Source organism: Mesorhizobium sp. CNPSo 4661, assembly GCF_057784215.1.
Genome location: NZ_JBWGIO010000005.1, coordinates 245,971 through 261,364, shown reverse-complemented (window position 1 = coordinate 261,364; position 15,394 = coordinate 245,971). Strand labels below are relative to the sequence as shown.

15 protein-coding genes are annotated in these 15,394 nt (G+C 65.1%); 7 read left to right on the top strand and 8 right to left on the bottom strand.

What is annotated here, in order from left to right; genetic code table 11:
• Positions 1-9 precede the first annotated feature (9 nt).
• From AC0YKC_RS09760 to AC0YKC_RS09750, 3 genes are all read right to left on the bottom strand, one after another.
• Positions 10-801, bottom strand: a complete 792-nt coding sequence (locus AC0YKC_RS09760; protein ID WP_434725574.1) for a DUF1194 domain-containing protein — start codon at positions 799-801, stop codon at positions 10-12.
• Positions 802-868: 67 nt separating this feature from the next.
• Positions 869-2,698 carry an ABC transporter ATP-binding protein/permease gene (locus tag AC0YKC_RS09755; protein WP_488510929.1) on the bottom strand — a complete coding sequence of 610 codons (1,830 nt, stop codon included), beginning with the start codon at positions 2,696-2,698 and terminating at the stop codon, positions 869-871.
• A gap of 112 nt (positions 2,699-2,810) precedes the next feature.
• A complete protein-coding gene (locus tag AC0YKC_RS09750) occupies positions 2,811-3,572 on the bottom strand; it encodes a class I SAM-dependent methyltransferase (RefSeq protein ID WP_320296668.1) in 762 nt (253 codons plus the stop codon).
• 115 nt (positions 3,573-3,687) lie between these two features.
• Between AC0YKC_RS09750 and gloB the strand changes: the two genes are divergently transcribed.
• Positions 3,688-4,455: a hydroxyacylglutathione hydrolase gene (gene gloB / locus AC0YKC_RS09745; protein ID WP_320296667.1), complete on the top strand. Its 768-nt coding sequence runs from the start codon at positions 3,688-3,690 to the stop codon at positions 4,453-4,455.
• 112 nt (positions 4,456-4,567) lie between these two features.
• On the top strand, positions 4,568-5,002 hold the full coding sequence (locus tag AC0YKC_RS09740; RefSeq protein WP_488510928.1) for a cupin domain-containing protein: 435 nt from the start codon (positions 4,568-4,570) through the stop codon (positions 5,000-5,002).
• Here AC0YKC_RS09740 and AC0YKC_RS09735 read toward each other — a convergent pair.
• Genes AC0YKC_RS09735 through AC0YKC_RS09725 form a run of 3 tightly spaced genes read right to left on the bottom strand, consistent with a single transcriptional unit; the run spans position 4,999 to position 7,388 of the window.
• Positions 4,999-5,679 (bottom strand): lysoplasmalogenase, encoded by a 681-nt coding sequence (locus AC0YKC_RS09735; RefSeq protein WP_434724201.1) that lies wholly within the window; start codon positions 5,677-5,679, stop codon positions 4,999-5,001. The two genes, AC0YKC_RS09740 and AC0YKC_RS09735, sit on opposite strands and share 4 nt — an antisense overlap.
• Complete coding sequence (yddG, locus tag AC0YKC_RS09730) at positions 5,676-6,563, bottom strand: aromatic amino acid exporter YddG (RefSeq protein ID WP_488510927.1); 888 nt, start codon at positions 6,561-6,563, stop codon at positions 5,676-5,678. The genes AC0YKC_RS09735 and yddG overlap by 4 nt, the downstream gene beginning before the upstream one ends.
• 33 nt (positions 6,564-6,596) lie before the next feature.
• On the bottom strand, positions 6,597-7,388 hold the full coding sequence (locus AC0YKC_RS09725) for a DUF3108 domain-containing protein (protein ID WP_488510926.1): 792 nt from the start codon (positions 7,386-7,388) through the stop codon (positions 6,597-6,599).
• Positions 7,389-7,645: 257 nt separating this feature from the next.
• Here AC0YKC_RS09725 and rpmB point away from each other — a divergent pair, with 257 nt between their 5' ends.
• The 5 genes from rpmB to AC0YKC_RS09700 all read left to right on the top strand — a co-directional run bounded on the left by rpmB (position 7,646) and on the right by AC0YKC_RS09700 (position 12,391).
• Positions 7,646-7,942: a 50S ribosomal protein L28 gene (gene rpmB, locus AC0YKC_RS09720; protein WP_095767449.1), complete on the top strand. Its 297-nt coding sequence runs from the start codon at positions 7,646-7,648 to the stop codon at positions 7,940-7,942.
• A gap of 111 nt (positions 7,943-8,053) precedes the next feature.
• Complete coding sequence (locus AC0YKC_RS09715; protein ID WP_488510925.1) at positions 8,054-8,740, top strand: queuosine precursor transporter; 687 nt, start codon at positions 8,054-8,056, stop codon at positions 8,738-8,740.
• Positions 8,741-8,825: 85 nt separating this feature from the next.
• Positions 8,826-9,500: a spermidine synthase family protein gene (locus AC0YKC_RS09710; protein WP_488510924.1), complete on the top strand. Its 675-nt coding sequence runs from the start codon at positions 8,826-8,828 to the stop codon at positions 9,498-9,500.
• 82 nt (positions 9,501-9,582) lie between these two features.
• Positions 9,583-11,358, top strand: a complete 1,776-nt coding sequence (locus AC0YKC_RS09705) for a GtrA family protein (protein ID WP_488510923.1) — start codon at positions 9,583-9,585, stop codon at positions 11,356-11,358.
• Between the two features lie 223 nt (positions 11,359-11,581).
• Complete coding sequence (locus AC0YKC_RS09700; RefSeq protein WP_320296659.1) at positions 11,582-12,391, top strand: hypothetical protein; 810 nt, start codon at positions 11,582-11,584, stop codon at positions 12,389-12,391.
• Positions 12,392-12,448: 57 nt separating this feature from the next.
• Here the strand turns inward: AC0YKC_RS09700 and AC0YKC_RS09695 are convergent, their stop codons facing one another.
• Entirely contained in the window at positions 12,449-13,465 is a 1,017-nt protein-coding gene (locus AC0YKC_RS09695; protein WP_488510922.1) for an esterase-like activity of phytase family protein, read from the bottom strand.
• Positions 13,462-15,360, bottom strand: coding sequence for a cobaltochelatase subunit CobT (cobT, locus tag AC0YKC_RS09690; RefSeq protein ID WP_320296657.1), 1,899 nt, complete (start codon positions 15,358-15,360; stop codon positions 13,462-13,464). Before cobT ends, AC0YKC_RS09695 begins: the two co-directional genes overlap by 4 nt.
• Between the last annotated feature and the right edge of the window lie 34 nt (positions 15,361-15,394).

Genomic DNA, 15,394 nt, shown 5'->3' with positions numbered 1-15,394 from the left:
GCGGCCGGCTTACCTGTCGAGCTCCGGAAAGTAGGGATCGGAATACCGGTGCCGCAGGCGTTCGCCCAGCAGGCAGTCGACAGGCGTCGGATCCTCGGCGCGAATGGCTCTGGCGTCGGTGAGGCCACTCACCTCCTGGATCAGCTTGCGGCGTATGGCGGTCGAAAATTCCGACGCTGCATAAATCGGCAGAACGAAGGAGCCGGCGCCTCCGGTCACGCAGTCGGCATAATAGCGGTCGAGATGGCTGACGCTCGGCGACGGGCTGATCAGGATCGGCAGGCCGTTGATGACGATGCCCCTGGCGACCGCGGCATCGCGGATCGCGGCGACCGGCAGCCCGGTGTTGTTCGGCCCGTCGCCCGATATGTCGACGACACGGCGCGGCGCCGAAAAGCCGGCGCTCTCCAGAAGCCCCGCGCCGAAGCCGAGCGCGCCGGAGATCGAGGTGCCGCGAAAGCTGCGGAACGGCCGCGCGGCGATCTTTTCGGCGAAGGCGTAGGCGCTGTCTTCGTTGTCGATGACCTGCCAGGCTATGACCCCGTCGTCGCGCACCACGCCCGCCCATTCGAAATAGGCGAGCGCGATGCGGCCCCTGGAACCCGATCGCACGGCATTGATGAAATCGGGGTGGCGCAACGCTTCGACATAGCCGGCGCGCTGCAGGGCGAACTCCTCCTCATCCATCGACTGCGAAATGTCGACGGCAAGCACGAGCTCGACATCCACGGGCGCGCCGTCGCCGATTGGCGGCAACGGCGCTGCCTCGGCGCAGGTTAGGCAGGCAAGCAGGCTGAGCATCTCGAGCATGGCCGCGAGCGTCCTGACGACGCCGTCCACTCTTCCCGGCGATCGCGGCGAAATAAAGCTATTTCTTCTTGGCGCGGGCAGCGGCTGGTGGCGGCTCGATCGCCCCGGCCCGCACACGCACGGGCTTCAAAGCCGGAGCCCCCGTATCCTTCACGATGTTCAAGGAGCGCGGAAAGAACTGGGGGTTGTGCAGGCCGCGCCCGATATTGAGGATGGCGGCATCGGGCAGGCGGGTCTGCAGCATGGCCAGCACCCGCCGCAGCGACGGACCGTCGAATGCGTCCAGAGCCTCGTCGATGATCACCCATCTTGGTTTGCGCACGGCGATCCGGGCGAAAGCCAGCGCTCGCTGCTCATCATCGCCCAGTTCACGCTCCCAACGCCCGCTGCGGTCGAGCGAGGATGACAGCCGCTCGAGGCCGACCTCGGCAAGCACCGCCGAAATTTCGGCATCGCTGGCCGGCGCAGATCCGTTCGGATGGTCGAGGACCTCGCGCAACGTGCCAGCCGGGAAGTATGGAACGCGCGGCACGAAGATCGGGGTCTCTCCCGCCGGCAGGCCGATCAGCCCGCTCCCCCATGGCCACAGGCCGGCAATGGCGCGGAAGAACAATGTCTTGCCGGCGCCCGGCTCGCCGGTGATCATGATGCGCTCGCCGGGATGAATCTCGACTTGCGGGTCCGCGAGCTTGGTGCAGCCTTCCGGAGAAGCCACCTGGAGTTTCTCGAAGGTCAGGCTGCCATTGGCGTTTTCTCTGAACTCGATGCGCCTTTCCGTGCCGTGCAGCACATCGGTTTCTTCCAGCGCGATCCGGAAATCGGCCACGCGCATCAGCGTCGCGCGCCAGTCGGCGATGCTGCCGATGTTGTTGATGAACCAGCGCAGGGACGAATGGACCTGGTTGAAGGCGCCGACCGCCATCATCAGCCCGCCGAACGAGATGTCGCCCGAGAAATAGACCGGTGAAGCCACCAGGATGGGCGCCACCACCGTTATCCAGCCATAGGTGTCGGTCACCCAGGACAGGTTGATCTGCGCGGTGAAGATGCGCCGCATGGCGCCCAGCACCGTGCCGAGATCGAGCTCGAGCCGGCGCCTGGCATCGGGCTCGCCATGATAGAGCGCTATCGCATCGACGTTCTCGTTGACCCGCACCATGGAGGAGCGCAGTTCGGCTTCGCGGGTATAGCGCTCGCTGTTGAGGCTGATCAGCGGGCGCCCGACCAGCCAGCTCAGCCACGAGGCGATGCCGGCATAGAGGAACGCGGCCCAGACCATGTAGCCCGGTATCGCCAGCGAATAGCCGCCGACGTGAAAGACAAAGCCGGAAGACAACTCCCACAGCACGCCGATGAAGGAGACGAGCAGGATGAACGACTGCAGCAGGCCGACGCCGAGATCCGTCGACAGGTCCGACAGGTGAGCGGCATCCTGCTGCATGCGCTGGTCGGGATTGACGCCGATGGCGCCGGCATTGGCCAGCCGGAAGGCACGCGCCGGGCGCATCCATTGATCGATCAGGTCGAGTGTCAGCGCCTCGCGCAGCCGCAAGCGGATCATCTGGTTGAGCCAGGTCTGGCCGATATTGAGCACCAGAAGCCCGCCGGCGATCATCGCGAAGACCAGAAGCTGGTGCAGGAAATCAGCGATGTCTCGCCGGGCCAGCGCGTCGTAGAAAGGCTGGTTCCAGCGGTTGAGCAGGACCTGTCCGATTGAGGTTGCGACAATGACCGCGACGATGCCGATGGAGACCCAGGTAAGCTGCCGGCGCACAGGCGAGGACTTCAGCCCCTGCTTGATCGTCGCCACCTGGTCGGCGAGGCTGCTCGCCTCGACCGAGACGGCGGCCTTTTTTGGGCCCGGCTTTCTATCGGTCTGGTCGTCCATGAAGGATATTCCTGGTTTCCGCGGCGGTCATGAATACCGCGCTGGGCGGGCATGCCTCAGATAGGGTGACGATCGAAGCGCGATGCAAGGCGCGGCGGCGATCACGAACGCGTCACTTGGCCGGGCGCGGCGTCGACCGCCGGCCAAGCCGCGTCGCCCCCTGCGGCGAAAAGACCGGCACGAAGACGCGGCGAGAGGCGCGCTGCGCGACCGGCACACCCTGATAGAGCCGCTTCTGCGCCTCGACGACGATGACGCCGGAAAAGATCGGCCAAAACCGCCGGCCGGCTTTCTCCAGCACATTGTGGAACCGCATCATGAAACGCCGCGGCGACGGCGGGAAGAACAGCGCATCGCTCCATGTCGCCGGGGTGAAGTTCGCCTCGCGCAGCAACTCGGTCAACTGGCCGCGCGAGAACGGCCGGCCGTTGCCGAAGGGCGTGTGCTCGAACCGCGCCCAGACGCCGCGCCGGTTGGGCACGACGATGACAACCCTGCCCGCCGGCGACAGCACGCGCCAGATCTCGTTCAGCGTCTCGCGCGGGTTTTCGACATGTTCGAGCGAGTGCACCAGAAGCATGCGGTCGATGCAGGAATCGACCAGCGGCAGCTCCTCGTCGAAGACCAGCGCCGTCGCCGCCGGCCCCGACACCGGCCACACCACCGCGCCCTGCGTCGCCGGCATGAAGGCAAAGACCCGCTCGGCATCGGTACCGAAGCGTTCCAGCCATGGCAGCGTGTAGCCGAGGCCGACCAGCCGCTCGTTGGGAACGGTTGCCCATATGGACGAAAGCGCCATGGTGATCGAATGCTCGGCCAGGCGTCCGAGCGTGGTCGAATAGAAGGAACGCAGGTCGACGATATCTGAATGCATGCCGGGACGGTAGCTGCGAAGGGGCTCAAGTTCAACAAAGGCGGCAAGTTCGACAAACCCGGATGACATCGGCGGCCGGCCGCCCTATGTCTGCGACGACAAATGGAGACATGCGATGGCGGTCGAAATCGAGCAGTTCATGTGCCGCACCGACAATTTCGGCGTACTGGTCCATGACCCGAAAAGCGGACAGACGGCCATCATCGACGCGCCGGAAGAGGCGCCGATCCTGGCGGCGATCAAGCGCACCGGCTGGACGCCGACATTGATCCTCACCACGCATCATCATGCCGACCATGTCGAAGCCAATCTGGCACTGAAGGAGCGCTTCAAGCTTCGCATCGTCGGTCCGGAAGCCGAGAAGGCGAAAATCCCGGGCATCGACGACACGGTCGGCCAGGGCTCGGTCGTGCGCCTTGGGGAGGAAAGGATCGAGGTCATCGAGACGCCCGGCCATACCGCCGGTCACGTCTCCTACCACCTGCCGGCCTCGAAGGTGGCTTTCACCGCTGACACGCTGTTTGCGCTGGGTTGCGGCCGCCTGTTCGAATGCAAGCCGCCGGTCATGTATGAATCGCTGAAGAAGCTGGCGGCGCTGCCGGCGGAAACCGCCATCTATTGCGGCCACGAATACACCTTGGCCAATGCCCGCTTTGCGGTGTCGGTCGACCCCAGCAACCCGGCGCTCAAGCAGCGCGCGGCAAGGATCGAGGCGCTGCGCGCGGACAACAGGCCGACGCTGCCGACCACCATCGGCGAGGAACTGTCGACCAACCCGTTCCTGCGCTGGCACGATCCGGCGATCCGCAAGCATCTCGGCATGAAGAACGCATCCGACGCCGAGGTGTTTGCCGAGATCCGCAAGCGCAAGGATAATTTCTAATGCGTGTCGCCCAAAAGTGCATAGCGGTTTTGGGACAACGACACGCATCAAATGCAAAGTATGTCGTTCAGCGTTTTTGGGATAACGACACGCATCAAGGCAAAGGATGCGAATGACCACCAGCGCCGCCGAGATCATCGCAACGCTAGGCCTCAAGCCGCATCCCGAGGGCGGCTGGTATGCCGAGACCTTTCGCGACGCCGCCGGCGGCCCGCGCGGTCATTCGACCGCGATCTATTTCCTGCTTGAGCAAGGCCAGCTTTCGGCCTGGCATCGGGTGACGGACGCGGCCGAAGTCTGGCACTTCCATGCCGGCGCGCCGCTGGCGCTGTCGATGCATGAGGAAGGCGTGGGCATGGTCATCGAGCAGGTGCTGGGCACGGCCCTTGCCGCAGGCGAGCGGCCGCAGATCGTCGTGCCGGCCGGCTGGTGGCAATCGGCGCGCAGCCTCGGCGAATGGACGCTGGTCGGCTGCACCGTGGCGCCGGGCTTCGATTTTGCCGCCTTCGAGCTGGCCGAGCCGGGCTGGCAGCCCAAGACGTCCTAACCGGCTACGCCCAATAAAAATCCCAGCGTGATCGCCAGCTGGGCGGCGTAGTAAAGCACCCAGACCGCATGGCGCATCCAAACGCGATGCGGCGAGATCGCCGCGAGCAGGAAGCGCTCGGTTGCCAAGAGCCCGTCCGAGGCGATGAACAGCACCGCGCCGGCAATCACCCAGACCTTGTCTGTGGTGAGCGCCGAAATACCCATGACGAGGATCGCCGCCACATAGACGGCGACCGGGATCCGCAGCTGCGGGCCGACGCGGCGCCAGAGCGCGGCAAGCATGACGATGCTGAATGCGGCCATGGCCAGCGCAATCGCGCCACGCCACGATTCGGCGCTCAACAGGCCGAGCCCGCCGCCCGCCTGCAAGAACAGCGCGACATAGGCGATGTGGCCGGCCAGAAAGCTCGCCAGCCCGCCGAGAAATGCCTTCTCGCCGTCGCGCGACAGGAAGGCGTCGCCGACGGCGCTCAAGCCCAGCGCCGCGACGAGCGGCAGCGGACCGCCCTGCATGGCGGCAAGCACGGCCAGCGAGCCCACGGCAAGCGTCTTTGCCGCCGTGCGCGTCCATTTCGGAGGCATGTCGAGCGCAAAGGCGTAGATCACGGCCGCGACGAACGAGAACAGCAGCGTCGCGTTCGCGTTGGCCTCGATGCCGCCGGGAAACGGCATCATGCGTTGACCTCTTTGGCCGCCGGCTTGCGCATCAACAGCGACTTCGCCGCGAGCACGGCGCCGCCGGTGTTGAGCACGCACGCGGCGAGGATGCGCAGCGACGGCTCGGCGACGCCGGCAGCGATCAGCACCAGCGTCGACAGAAGCGGCGCGGCGTAGCTCGCGGCGCCCAGCACCTGGATGTTCCCGCGCTTGACGCCGATGTCCCAGGCATAGAAGGCAGCACCCACCGGCATCAGGCCGAGCCCGATGACGGCCAGCCACTGTCCAGGGCCATCCGGCAGCACCGTCTTCTCAAGCAGAAGATGGCAGGCCAGCGAAAGCACCGACGTCGCCGCGCAGAACCACGTGACGATCGAGGTCGGCACCGAGGGGAAGCGCCGCGACAGCAGCGAATAGGACGACCACAACAGCGCGCAGACGGCGGCCATCGCGTAGCCGAAGGCGTAGCGCGCGTCGAAGGCAAGCGCGCCGCCCTTGGTAACGATCAGGAACGTGCCGGCAAGGCCGAGCAGCGCGCCGACGACATGGTTCCAGGCCAGCCGTTCGCCCGGCATCAGCGCCGAGCCGAGCACGATCAGCAGCGGCCACAGATAGGCGATCAGGCTCGCCTCGACCGCCGGCGCGTTGCGCAGCGCCGTGAAATAGAAGAAGTGGTAGCCGAACAGCCCAGCTATGCCGATCACCCAGACCTGTGGCGGGATCCTATGGCTCCGGTCGGGAGCCGGCATCACGAGCCGCGCCACGAGGCCGACGCAGGTGCCGATGGCGAAGGTGATGGCCGACAGCAGGAACGGCGGCACTTGGCCCGAGGCGTCGGTGAGCAGCGCCAGCAGCGCCCACATGGCGACCGCCGAGAACCCGATCAATGTTGCGCGCCCCATCCATTCCCCCGCCGGCGCGCGGTGGCGCCTGACTTAATCGACTGCTTCGAATCGTCTCGCGCTGATGGTCAACGGACCGATCTGGGTCCCGACCGTCGCGTGGATCGGCGCATATACGCTGGATTTGCCGAGCCGTGCAAACGTCACCATCATCCGGCTCCTGTTCTTCAGGAACTCCAGCGCCTTGCGGCCCTTGCGGTAGCCCGCGACCGGCTCGAAGTTCATCCTGCAGGTCACCGTGTCGCCCTTGTAGCCAGGCACCGAGATCGAGCCTTTCGAGGCGTAGGTCAGCGCCAGGTTGGCGCGCATCTCGCCGTCATAGAATTTGACTGTCCGCCCGCACACCTTGTCGAGACTGTCGGCATAGATGACGGTCGCCGCCATCGGATCGAGCACCGACTTCAGGTCGCCGGCGCCGAGCGGCACCCAGGACTTGGGATCGCGCTTTTCCGGCGCCGGAACGACCTTGGTCGAGGTGACGTCGCCATTGCCAAAACGGATGTCAACCAGCGACGCCTTCTTGCCGGAGGTATAGTCGGCTCGGAACGCCTGCGGCACCATTTTCTGACCTGAAATCGTGCCCTTGGACGAGATCGTCCCACGCGTATCGTCAAAAAGCTTGGCCAGTCCTGCGGCCGAGACGCTGCCGTCGATCGAGTAGACGCCGTTCTCATAACGGCTGGAAAACGTTGACTTCGCTATCGAAAGGCCAAGGAAGGATACCGTATATTCGCCCTTGAAGGATTGTGGGCTGGAGGCGGCGAAGCTTGTTGCCGGCACGGCAAGGGCAAGCAAGGTGGTAAATGCATGAGATGGGCGGAGCATGGCGGCTGGCGAATCCCTGGCGGTTCGGCCGGAACGCAGCGGCTCCAGCCTGGCATATCCCTTCACGAAAGGCTTATAGTGTGAAATCCGGCCTTTATATGGAGCGTGACTTGCTGCCGGCGGCGTGCCGGAGCTTGACGCAGTTGTGAAATGCCACTATGGAACGCCAACTTTTCCAAAGGCCGCCTGACCGAGACCGCGCGCCGCCCGGCGCGGGCAGTATGGTTTGGCAGGTTTAGAAACTGAAGGTTAGACAAATGTCCCGCACCTGCGAACTCACTGCCAAGGCAGTCCAGACCGGCAACAATGTGAGCCACGCCAACAACAAGACCAAGCGTCGCTTCCTGCCGAACCTGGTCAATGTGACGCTGATTTCCGAAGCGCTGAACCAGAACGTTCGCCTGCGCATTTCGGCCAACGCGCTGCGTTCGGTCGAGCACCGCGGCGGCCTCGACGCCTTCCTGGCCAAGGCCGACGTCAAGGAATTGTCGCAGCGCGCCCGCCTGCTCAAGAAGCAGATCGCCAAGAAGCTTGCCGAGCAGTCGGCCGCTTAAAGCAGCTTTCAGGCGGGGGACGACCGCCTCGAGCACCGCGCAAACCGGTGCTCGAAACAAGAGCGAGCGTCGCCATGACGCTCGGCTGGTTCCATTACCCAGGATAAAAAAATGAATTTCCTGACGCGATATCTGCCCTTCGTGGCCGCCATGGCGCTTGTCGTCGTGGCGTCGAACATCCTCGTGCAGTTCCCGATGCAGGGCCAGGTCGGCGGCCTGGCGCTGGCCGACGTGCTGACCTGGGGCGCCTTCACCTATCCCTTCTCCTTCCTGGTCACCGACCTCGCCAACCGCCGCTACGGCCCGGCCGTGGCGCGCAAGGTGGTGTTCGTCGGCTTCATGACGGCGGTGACCTGCTCGATCCTGATCCCGCCCTTCCTGTTCCGCCACGGGCTGATCGAATTCGAGACCGCCGCCGACCGATTGGTGCGCATCGCCGCCGCTTCGGGCGCCGCCTTCCTTATCGCGCAATTGCTCGACGTCACCGTCTTCAACCGGCTGCGCCGGCAGAGCTGGTGGCGCGCGCCGATCATCGGCACGCTGGTCGGCTCGGTGTTCGACACGATCGTCTTCTTCGGCATCGCCTTCTCCGCCGCCTTCGCCTTTGCCGGCCCCAACGACAGCTTCGCGCTGGAGACCGCGCCGCTGGTGGGCGTGCTGCCGGTCGAGACGATGCGCTGGGTGTCCTGGGCGCTTGGCGACCTTTCGGTCAAGCTGATCATCGCCGTCGTGGCGCTAATCCCCTACCGGCTGCTCGCCGCGCGCTGGAGCCAGCCGGCCGTCGCGGTCGGAGCATGATCCCAAAAAGTGGGAGCCGGTTTTTGGTAAAGATCATGCCCCAAACAAAAAATGAGAGCATGATCCCAAAAAGTGGAATCAGGCCGTGATCCCCTGGATTCAGGTTGATTCCGCCCGCACGCCTGATGGCGGCCAGGAACTTCGCCTGAAGCGGCGAGGCGATGAATTCTCGATCATGCTCGGCACCAACGAGCTGATGAACAGCCGCCTCAGCGGCTCCGAGGAAGCGCTCGCCAGGTTTTCCTGCGAGCGGATCGCCGGGCGCAAGCAGCCAGATATCCTCATCGGCGGGCTCGGCATGGGTTTCACCTTGCGCGCCGCCCTCGCCGCGCTTGACGAGGACGCAACCGTCACCGTCGCCGAACTGGTTCCCGCAGTCGTCGCCTGGGCGCGCGGCCCGATGGCGAAAATCTTCGACGGCTGTCTCGACGATCCGCGCGTCACCATTCAGGAAGTCGATGTCGGTCAGTTGATAAGGGCGGAGAAGGCTATCTGGGACGCCATCCTGCTCGACGTCGACAACGGCCCCGAAGGCATCGTCTACAAGGGCAATGATACGCTCTATGACGCGGCCGGGCTGGCGGCCACGCATGCCGCCTTGAAGCCCGGTGGCGTTCTGGCGGTCTGGTCGCAGGGGCCGGACAGCCGCTTCACCCGGCGCCTGACGCAGGCCGGTTTCGCGGTCGAGGAGATCCACACGCGGGCCAACGGCAAGCGCGGCGCCCGTCACGTGATCTGGGTTGCAACCAGGACGCCGTAATCCGGATTGCCTCTGCCGCTTTACGCTTTGTTACGCCCGATGATGCAGGATCGCGAAAACTCTCCAGGGCATTGCGACCAGTATGACCGTGCAAGGCACCGGTTGGAAAAACAATCTCCTGCTTGCGTTGTGCGCCACGCTGGTGGTGCTGGCGATCAACGCGGTGTCCGGCTTCCCCACCCTTGCCAACTATGGCGCCGACAATGACAGCATGCTGCGGCTGGTCGAGGTCCGCGACCTGCTCGGCGGCCAAAGCTGGTTCGATCTCCATCAATACCGGATGGGCGCCTCGGGCGGCTTCGTCATGCATTGGTCGCGGCTGGTGGACACGCCGCTCGCGCTGATCATCATGGCCTTCGATGCGCTCGGCGCCGGCCCCGCGACCGCCGAACGCGCCGCGCAGATCATCTGGCCGACCTTGCTCTACGGGCTGACCATATTCGTGCTGATGCGCGCCTCGCAGCGCTTCGCCGGCGCGAATGTCGCGATGCCGGCGGTCATCCTGTCAACGGCAGGGCTTTTCTTCCTGGTGATCTATAGCCCGGGCGTGATCGACCACCACAATGTCCAGCTGTTGCTGACGGCGGCCAGCCTCTGGCTCTTGATGGAAGCGCCCTCCTGGCGGCCCGCTGCCCTTCTGTCGGGCATCTGCGCCGGCCTGACGCTGGCTGTCGGCATGGAGACTGCTCCCTATGTGGCGGTGCTCGGCATCTGTACCGCCGTCCTGTTCGTCCTCGACGACAGGGAGCGGATCACCGCACGAGGCTTCGGCCTCGGATTTGCCGGCATCGCCTTGCTGGTCTTCGTGGCGACCATCCGGCCAGCCGATTGGGGCACGGCCCAATGCGACGCCTTCTCGTCCTTCCAGTTCGCGGTGGCAGCGCTGTCCGGCTTCGGCCTCGCGATGGCCGCTGCATTGGCCGCGTCGACAGTCCGGGTGCGGCTGGTCTCCATGTTGGCGCTGGCGGCGGTGGTCGCGGCCGCCGTGATGCTGTTCTTCCCGCAATGCCTGGCGTCGCCCTATGCGGGCATGGACGAGCGCATCCGCACCTACTGGCTGGCCGACGTGGTCGAAGCGCAGCCCTTCTGGAGCGTCGCCATCCACCAGCCGAAGCTGATGGCGGCGCGCTATGTGACGCCCTTCATCGCTATCCTGCTGATCGGCTTTCAACTGCGAAGCCTCCGCCTGCGCCGCGAGGAAATTCTCGCCACCATCCTGCTTGTCGTCGCCTTCGGCGTCAGCCTCTGGCAGGTGCGCGGCTCGACTTTCTCCGTCGCCTTCGCCGTATTGCCGCTCTCGGCCTGGATCGCGAAAATCCGGCTGCGGGCGGACGCCGCGCCCTCGTGGCGCCTCTCGACCGGCATCGTCATGGCGTGGCTGGTCTCGCTCAACGCGACCTGGGCCGGGGTCGCGGCGGCGGCACAGTCCGTGGTCCAGAAAGCGCCGCAGCGGATCAATTCCGATCCCGACCATGCCGTGACCTGCGGCAAGCCGGGCGACTTCCACGATCTTGCCGCGATGCCGGCGACGACGGTGCTTGCCTCATCCAATCTCGGCTCGGGAATATTGATGTTCACCGGCCACCGCGCGCTGGCCGGCCCTTACCACCGCAATGTCGGCGGCAACCTTGCCATGCTCGACGCCTTCATTGGAACGCCGGACGCCGCCCGCGCCGTCATCGAGCGCGAGCATGTGGGGCTGGTCGCGATCTGCCGCGGCAACACGGAAGAAATATCGCTGGGCCTGGATGCGCCGAACGGCCTTGCCGCGGCGTTGCTGCGGGGCGACCTGCCGAAGTGGCTCGAGCTGGACCAGTCCACCGCGGGAAAACCGATCGAGATCTACAAGGTCCGTTGAATATCGGCCTGCGGCCATATCAGCATCGCCGGCTGCGCTCCTCGCAACGCGCTTGCTTTTCGCCGATGCAACGTCACTCGTTGATTCAAAGAACCGCGATCGAAATCAGCCTGGTGGATCGTTGCAATCCAGCCTGTGCTTTGGTTAGCATTCCGCGCGGTCAGCGATATATCTATTCAAGAAATTTGGATTCGGGGTTCTTGAGATTGGGGAAAGGGTATCCATGTCGGCCATAGGCGGCGCGGTGGCGCCAGCATCGGCGAAACAAACGCTGCAGCATGTTGTCTCCCACATGGTCGAGGCCGTGGACCGCGCCACGTTTGTGGAAAAGCCTTTCTGGCATCTTGAGATGACGGATGTCTTTCCGGCGGACCTCTACCTGCGCATGCGCGCCGCCATGCCCGAGGCGCGCGAATATCGCGCGCTCAAGGGACGCAACAACGTCAACATTCAAGCCGACGGCACCGCGACGCGGATCAAGATCGACCTCTACCCGGAATACATCCGTCACCTGCCAGACGAGAAACGGGCCGTCTGGTCTCTGGTCGGAAAGGCACTGCATGCGCCGCAACTGAAGGACGCGTTCATGCGCCGCCTTGCCCCGGGCCTGGAGCGCCGGTTCGGATCGGATTTCATGAAAGTCGGCATGTATCCGGTGCCGATGCTGACGCGCGACGTGGCGGGCTACAAGATCGGCTTCCACACCGACACGGAATGGAAGGGCATCACAGTCCAGTTCTACCTGCCGGAGGACGACTCGATCAACCACGTCGGCACCCGCTTCGCCGAGCGCAAGCCGGACGGGCGTTTCGAGAATTCGCACCGGATGTCGTTTTCCCCGAACACCGGCTATGCCTTTGCGGTCGGCACCGACACCTGGCACGCGGTCGACACCGTCGGGCCGGAGGTTCGCACCCGCGACAGCATTCTCCACACCTATTTCGTGGACAACACCGCGACACTCAAGATCCGCAACCGGAGCAAGCGCGCGGCCAATTTCGTGATGAACGAAGTCCGCCACGTCGGCCGGTAGTCTCTCGGCCGGCGGCGCCCGCCGGCGGGGCAGCCGAACCGTGCCGACCAGCCATCTTCAATCCTGGTGCAGGATGAATTCCAGATAAAGGTTGCGCTGCAGGATCGAATGGTTGTCGTCGGATATCAGCGACACCATCAGCGCGCCGTCGTCGCGGGTCCAGACGTCGAGCCCTTCCATATTGTCGATCTGGTAGCCCATGTCGGCCTCCATCAGCACCGGCCCGTCGGCGACCGCGCCCTTCTCGACGCTTTCGCCATAGATGCGCCGCAGCCGCATCTTCACCCCGCGCGCGAGCGAGAAGCTGCGCTCCAGGAGCAGCAGGTCGCCGTCCGGCAGGAAGGTGCCGTCGGTTATGTCGAATTCGCCGTCGCGCCTGACGGTGAAGATGCCCTTGTGCGGCCCCTCGATGATGGCGGCGTAGACGTTGCCGGCCTCGTCGAGGCTCCTCTCCGAGACAACCACCAGGCCTCCCGCATGCTGCCCATAAGGGTTGGCGTGAGTGACGGTCTCGAAGCCGCGATTCTGGCGCAGCTCCTTGGCGGGAACCAGGTAGTCGAGCTGCCGTACAGGCGCTTTCATATTGCCGGGATCGATTTTGAACTGGGCGACACGCTGGTCGCGCTCGAAGCCGACGGTGGCGATGCCGTCCTTGACCGCGAGCCCTTCCGCGTCGACCTCCCACTTCCGGTCGATTGGCTGGCCCGAAGCATCGACCATCTGCTGCATGCGGAAATTGGAAACGCCCGACGGGCGCTTGTCGGCGCCATGCGTGATCGCGCCGAAGAACCAGAAGCCGGTGTCGGCGACGCCGATGAAGTCGCTGCCCGGCTTCAGGAAACGAAACGCCGACAGCGCGCCGAAATCGCGCGCCGGCGACGTCATCTCCAGTCCACCGACGAATTCGAGCGGCCCGAAGCGCGTCTCGTCGTGGCCGACATGGAACTGGCTGATCGGCCGCGCCGAAATCTCGACCGTCTCGACAGCAACTCCCGCGACAGCGATGGCAGGCGAGGCGCAGGCCAGCACGCAGGCGAAAAGCGTCCGCCGCGCGCGCCACCCCGAAAAGATCATCCGGCGCGCCGCAATCCGCCGCGCCGCGTGTCGCGCGCGCTCTCCTCGCCGAACAGCGAGGCGAGCTGCTCGGTCATGGCGCCGGCCAGTTCCTCGGCATCGACGATGGTGACGGCGCGGCGATAATAGCGCGTGACGTCGTGGCCGATGCCGATCGCCAAAAGCTCGACCGGCGAGCGCGTCTCGATCAGCTCGATCACCGCCCGCAGATGCCGCTCCAGATAATTGCCCGGATTGACCGAGAGCGTGGAATCGTCGACCGGCGCGCCGTCCGAGATCATCATCAGGATCTTGCGCTGCTCGGGCCGGCCGATCAGGCGGCTATGTGCCCAAAGTAGTGCCTCGCCGTCGATATTTTCCTTGAGCAGGCCCTCGCGCATCATCAGCCCGAGATTGCGTCGCGCGCGCCGCCACGGATGGTCGGCGGACTTGTAGATGATGTGGCGCAGGTCGTTGAGCCGGCCGGGATTCGGCGGCTTGCCGTCCTTCAGCCATTTCTCGCGCGCCTGCCCGCCTTTCCACGCCCGCGTCGTGAAGCCGAGGATTTCCACCGAAACGCCGCAACGCTCCAGCGTGCGCGCCAGGATGTCGGCGCAGGTCGCGGCGACGGTGATCGGCCGGCCGCGCATCGAGCCCGAATTGTCGAGCACCAGCGACACCACCGTGTCGCGGAACTTGGTGTCGCGCTCCTGCTTGAAGGACAGCGGCTGCATCGGATCGATGACGACGCGCACCAGCCGGGCCGGATCGAGATAGCCTTCCTCGAGGTCGAAATCCCAGGAGCGGTTCTGCTGCGCCATCAGCCGGCGCTGCAGCCGGTTGGCGAGCCGTCCGACGACGCCGGAAAGGTTGGCGAGCTGCTTGTCGAGGAAGGCGCGCAGCCGGTCGAGCTCCTCTTCCTCGCAAAGGTCCTCGGCGCCCACCGTCTCGTCGAAGGCGGTGGTGAACACCTTGTAGTCGATCTCTTTCGGCAGGTTGAGGAACGGATTGTCGTTGCGCTTGGCCTCGCCCGGCGTCTCGGCGTCGGAATCGTCCTCGTCGGAAAGGTCATCGGACGTGGCGTCGGTCGCTTCGGTCTCGGCCGACTCTTCGTCGTCGGCGGAAGCTTCGGCATCTTCCGACTGCGACTGCTCGGAGCCTGAATCCTCCTCGCCGCCCTCCTCGCTCTGGTCCTCGCCCTGCTGCTCGTTCTCTTCGTTTTCCTCCGAGTCGTCGGTTTCCTGGTCGTCGCCGAGCTCCTCGGCCATTTCCATGGAAACCAGCATGTCGCGCACGACGCGGGCAAAGGCCTGCTGGTCCTCGAGCTTGGCCGACAGACCGTCGAGGTCGCCGCTCGCCTTCTCCTCGACCCAGGGGCGCCATAGATCGACCAGCCGCTCGGCGCTCTTCGGGATCGCGCGGCCGGTGAGCTTCTCGCGCACGATCAGCGCTATCGCTTCCTCAAGCGGCGCGTCCGCCTTGTCCCTGACGTCGACAAGGTTGGCCTTGGTGTATTTGTCCTCGAGCATCGAGCCGATATTGTCGGCCACGCCCTGCATGGCGCGGCTGCCGATCGCTTCGACGCGCGCCTGCTCGACGGCATCGAAGATGGATCGCGCCAGCTTGCCTTCCGGCGCCAGCTTGTTGTGGATGCGCTGATCGTGGCAGGCGCGCTTCAGCGCCATCGAGTCGCCCAGGCCGCGCGTGATCGCGATGTCGTTGCGCGAGGCCTTTTTTGGCAATTCCGGCAGGCGCGCGCGGTTGCCCGCCAGAGCCGGCCGGTCCTTGGCGAAACCGACCTCGAGGTCCTTGTCGCCGGCGACGGCGCGCATGCACACGGTGACGGCGCGCTTGAAGCTGTCGGCTTCAGAACCCGTCTTCGGCTTGTTGCGCGTGTTGTCGCCCGGACCCGCCATGATCATTCCCTGCGCGATTCATGCTGAAAGGCTG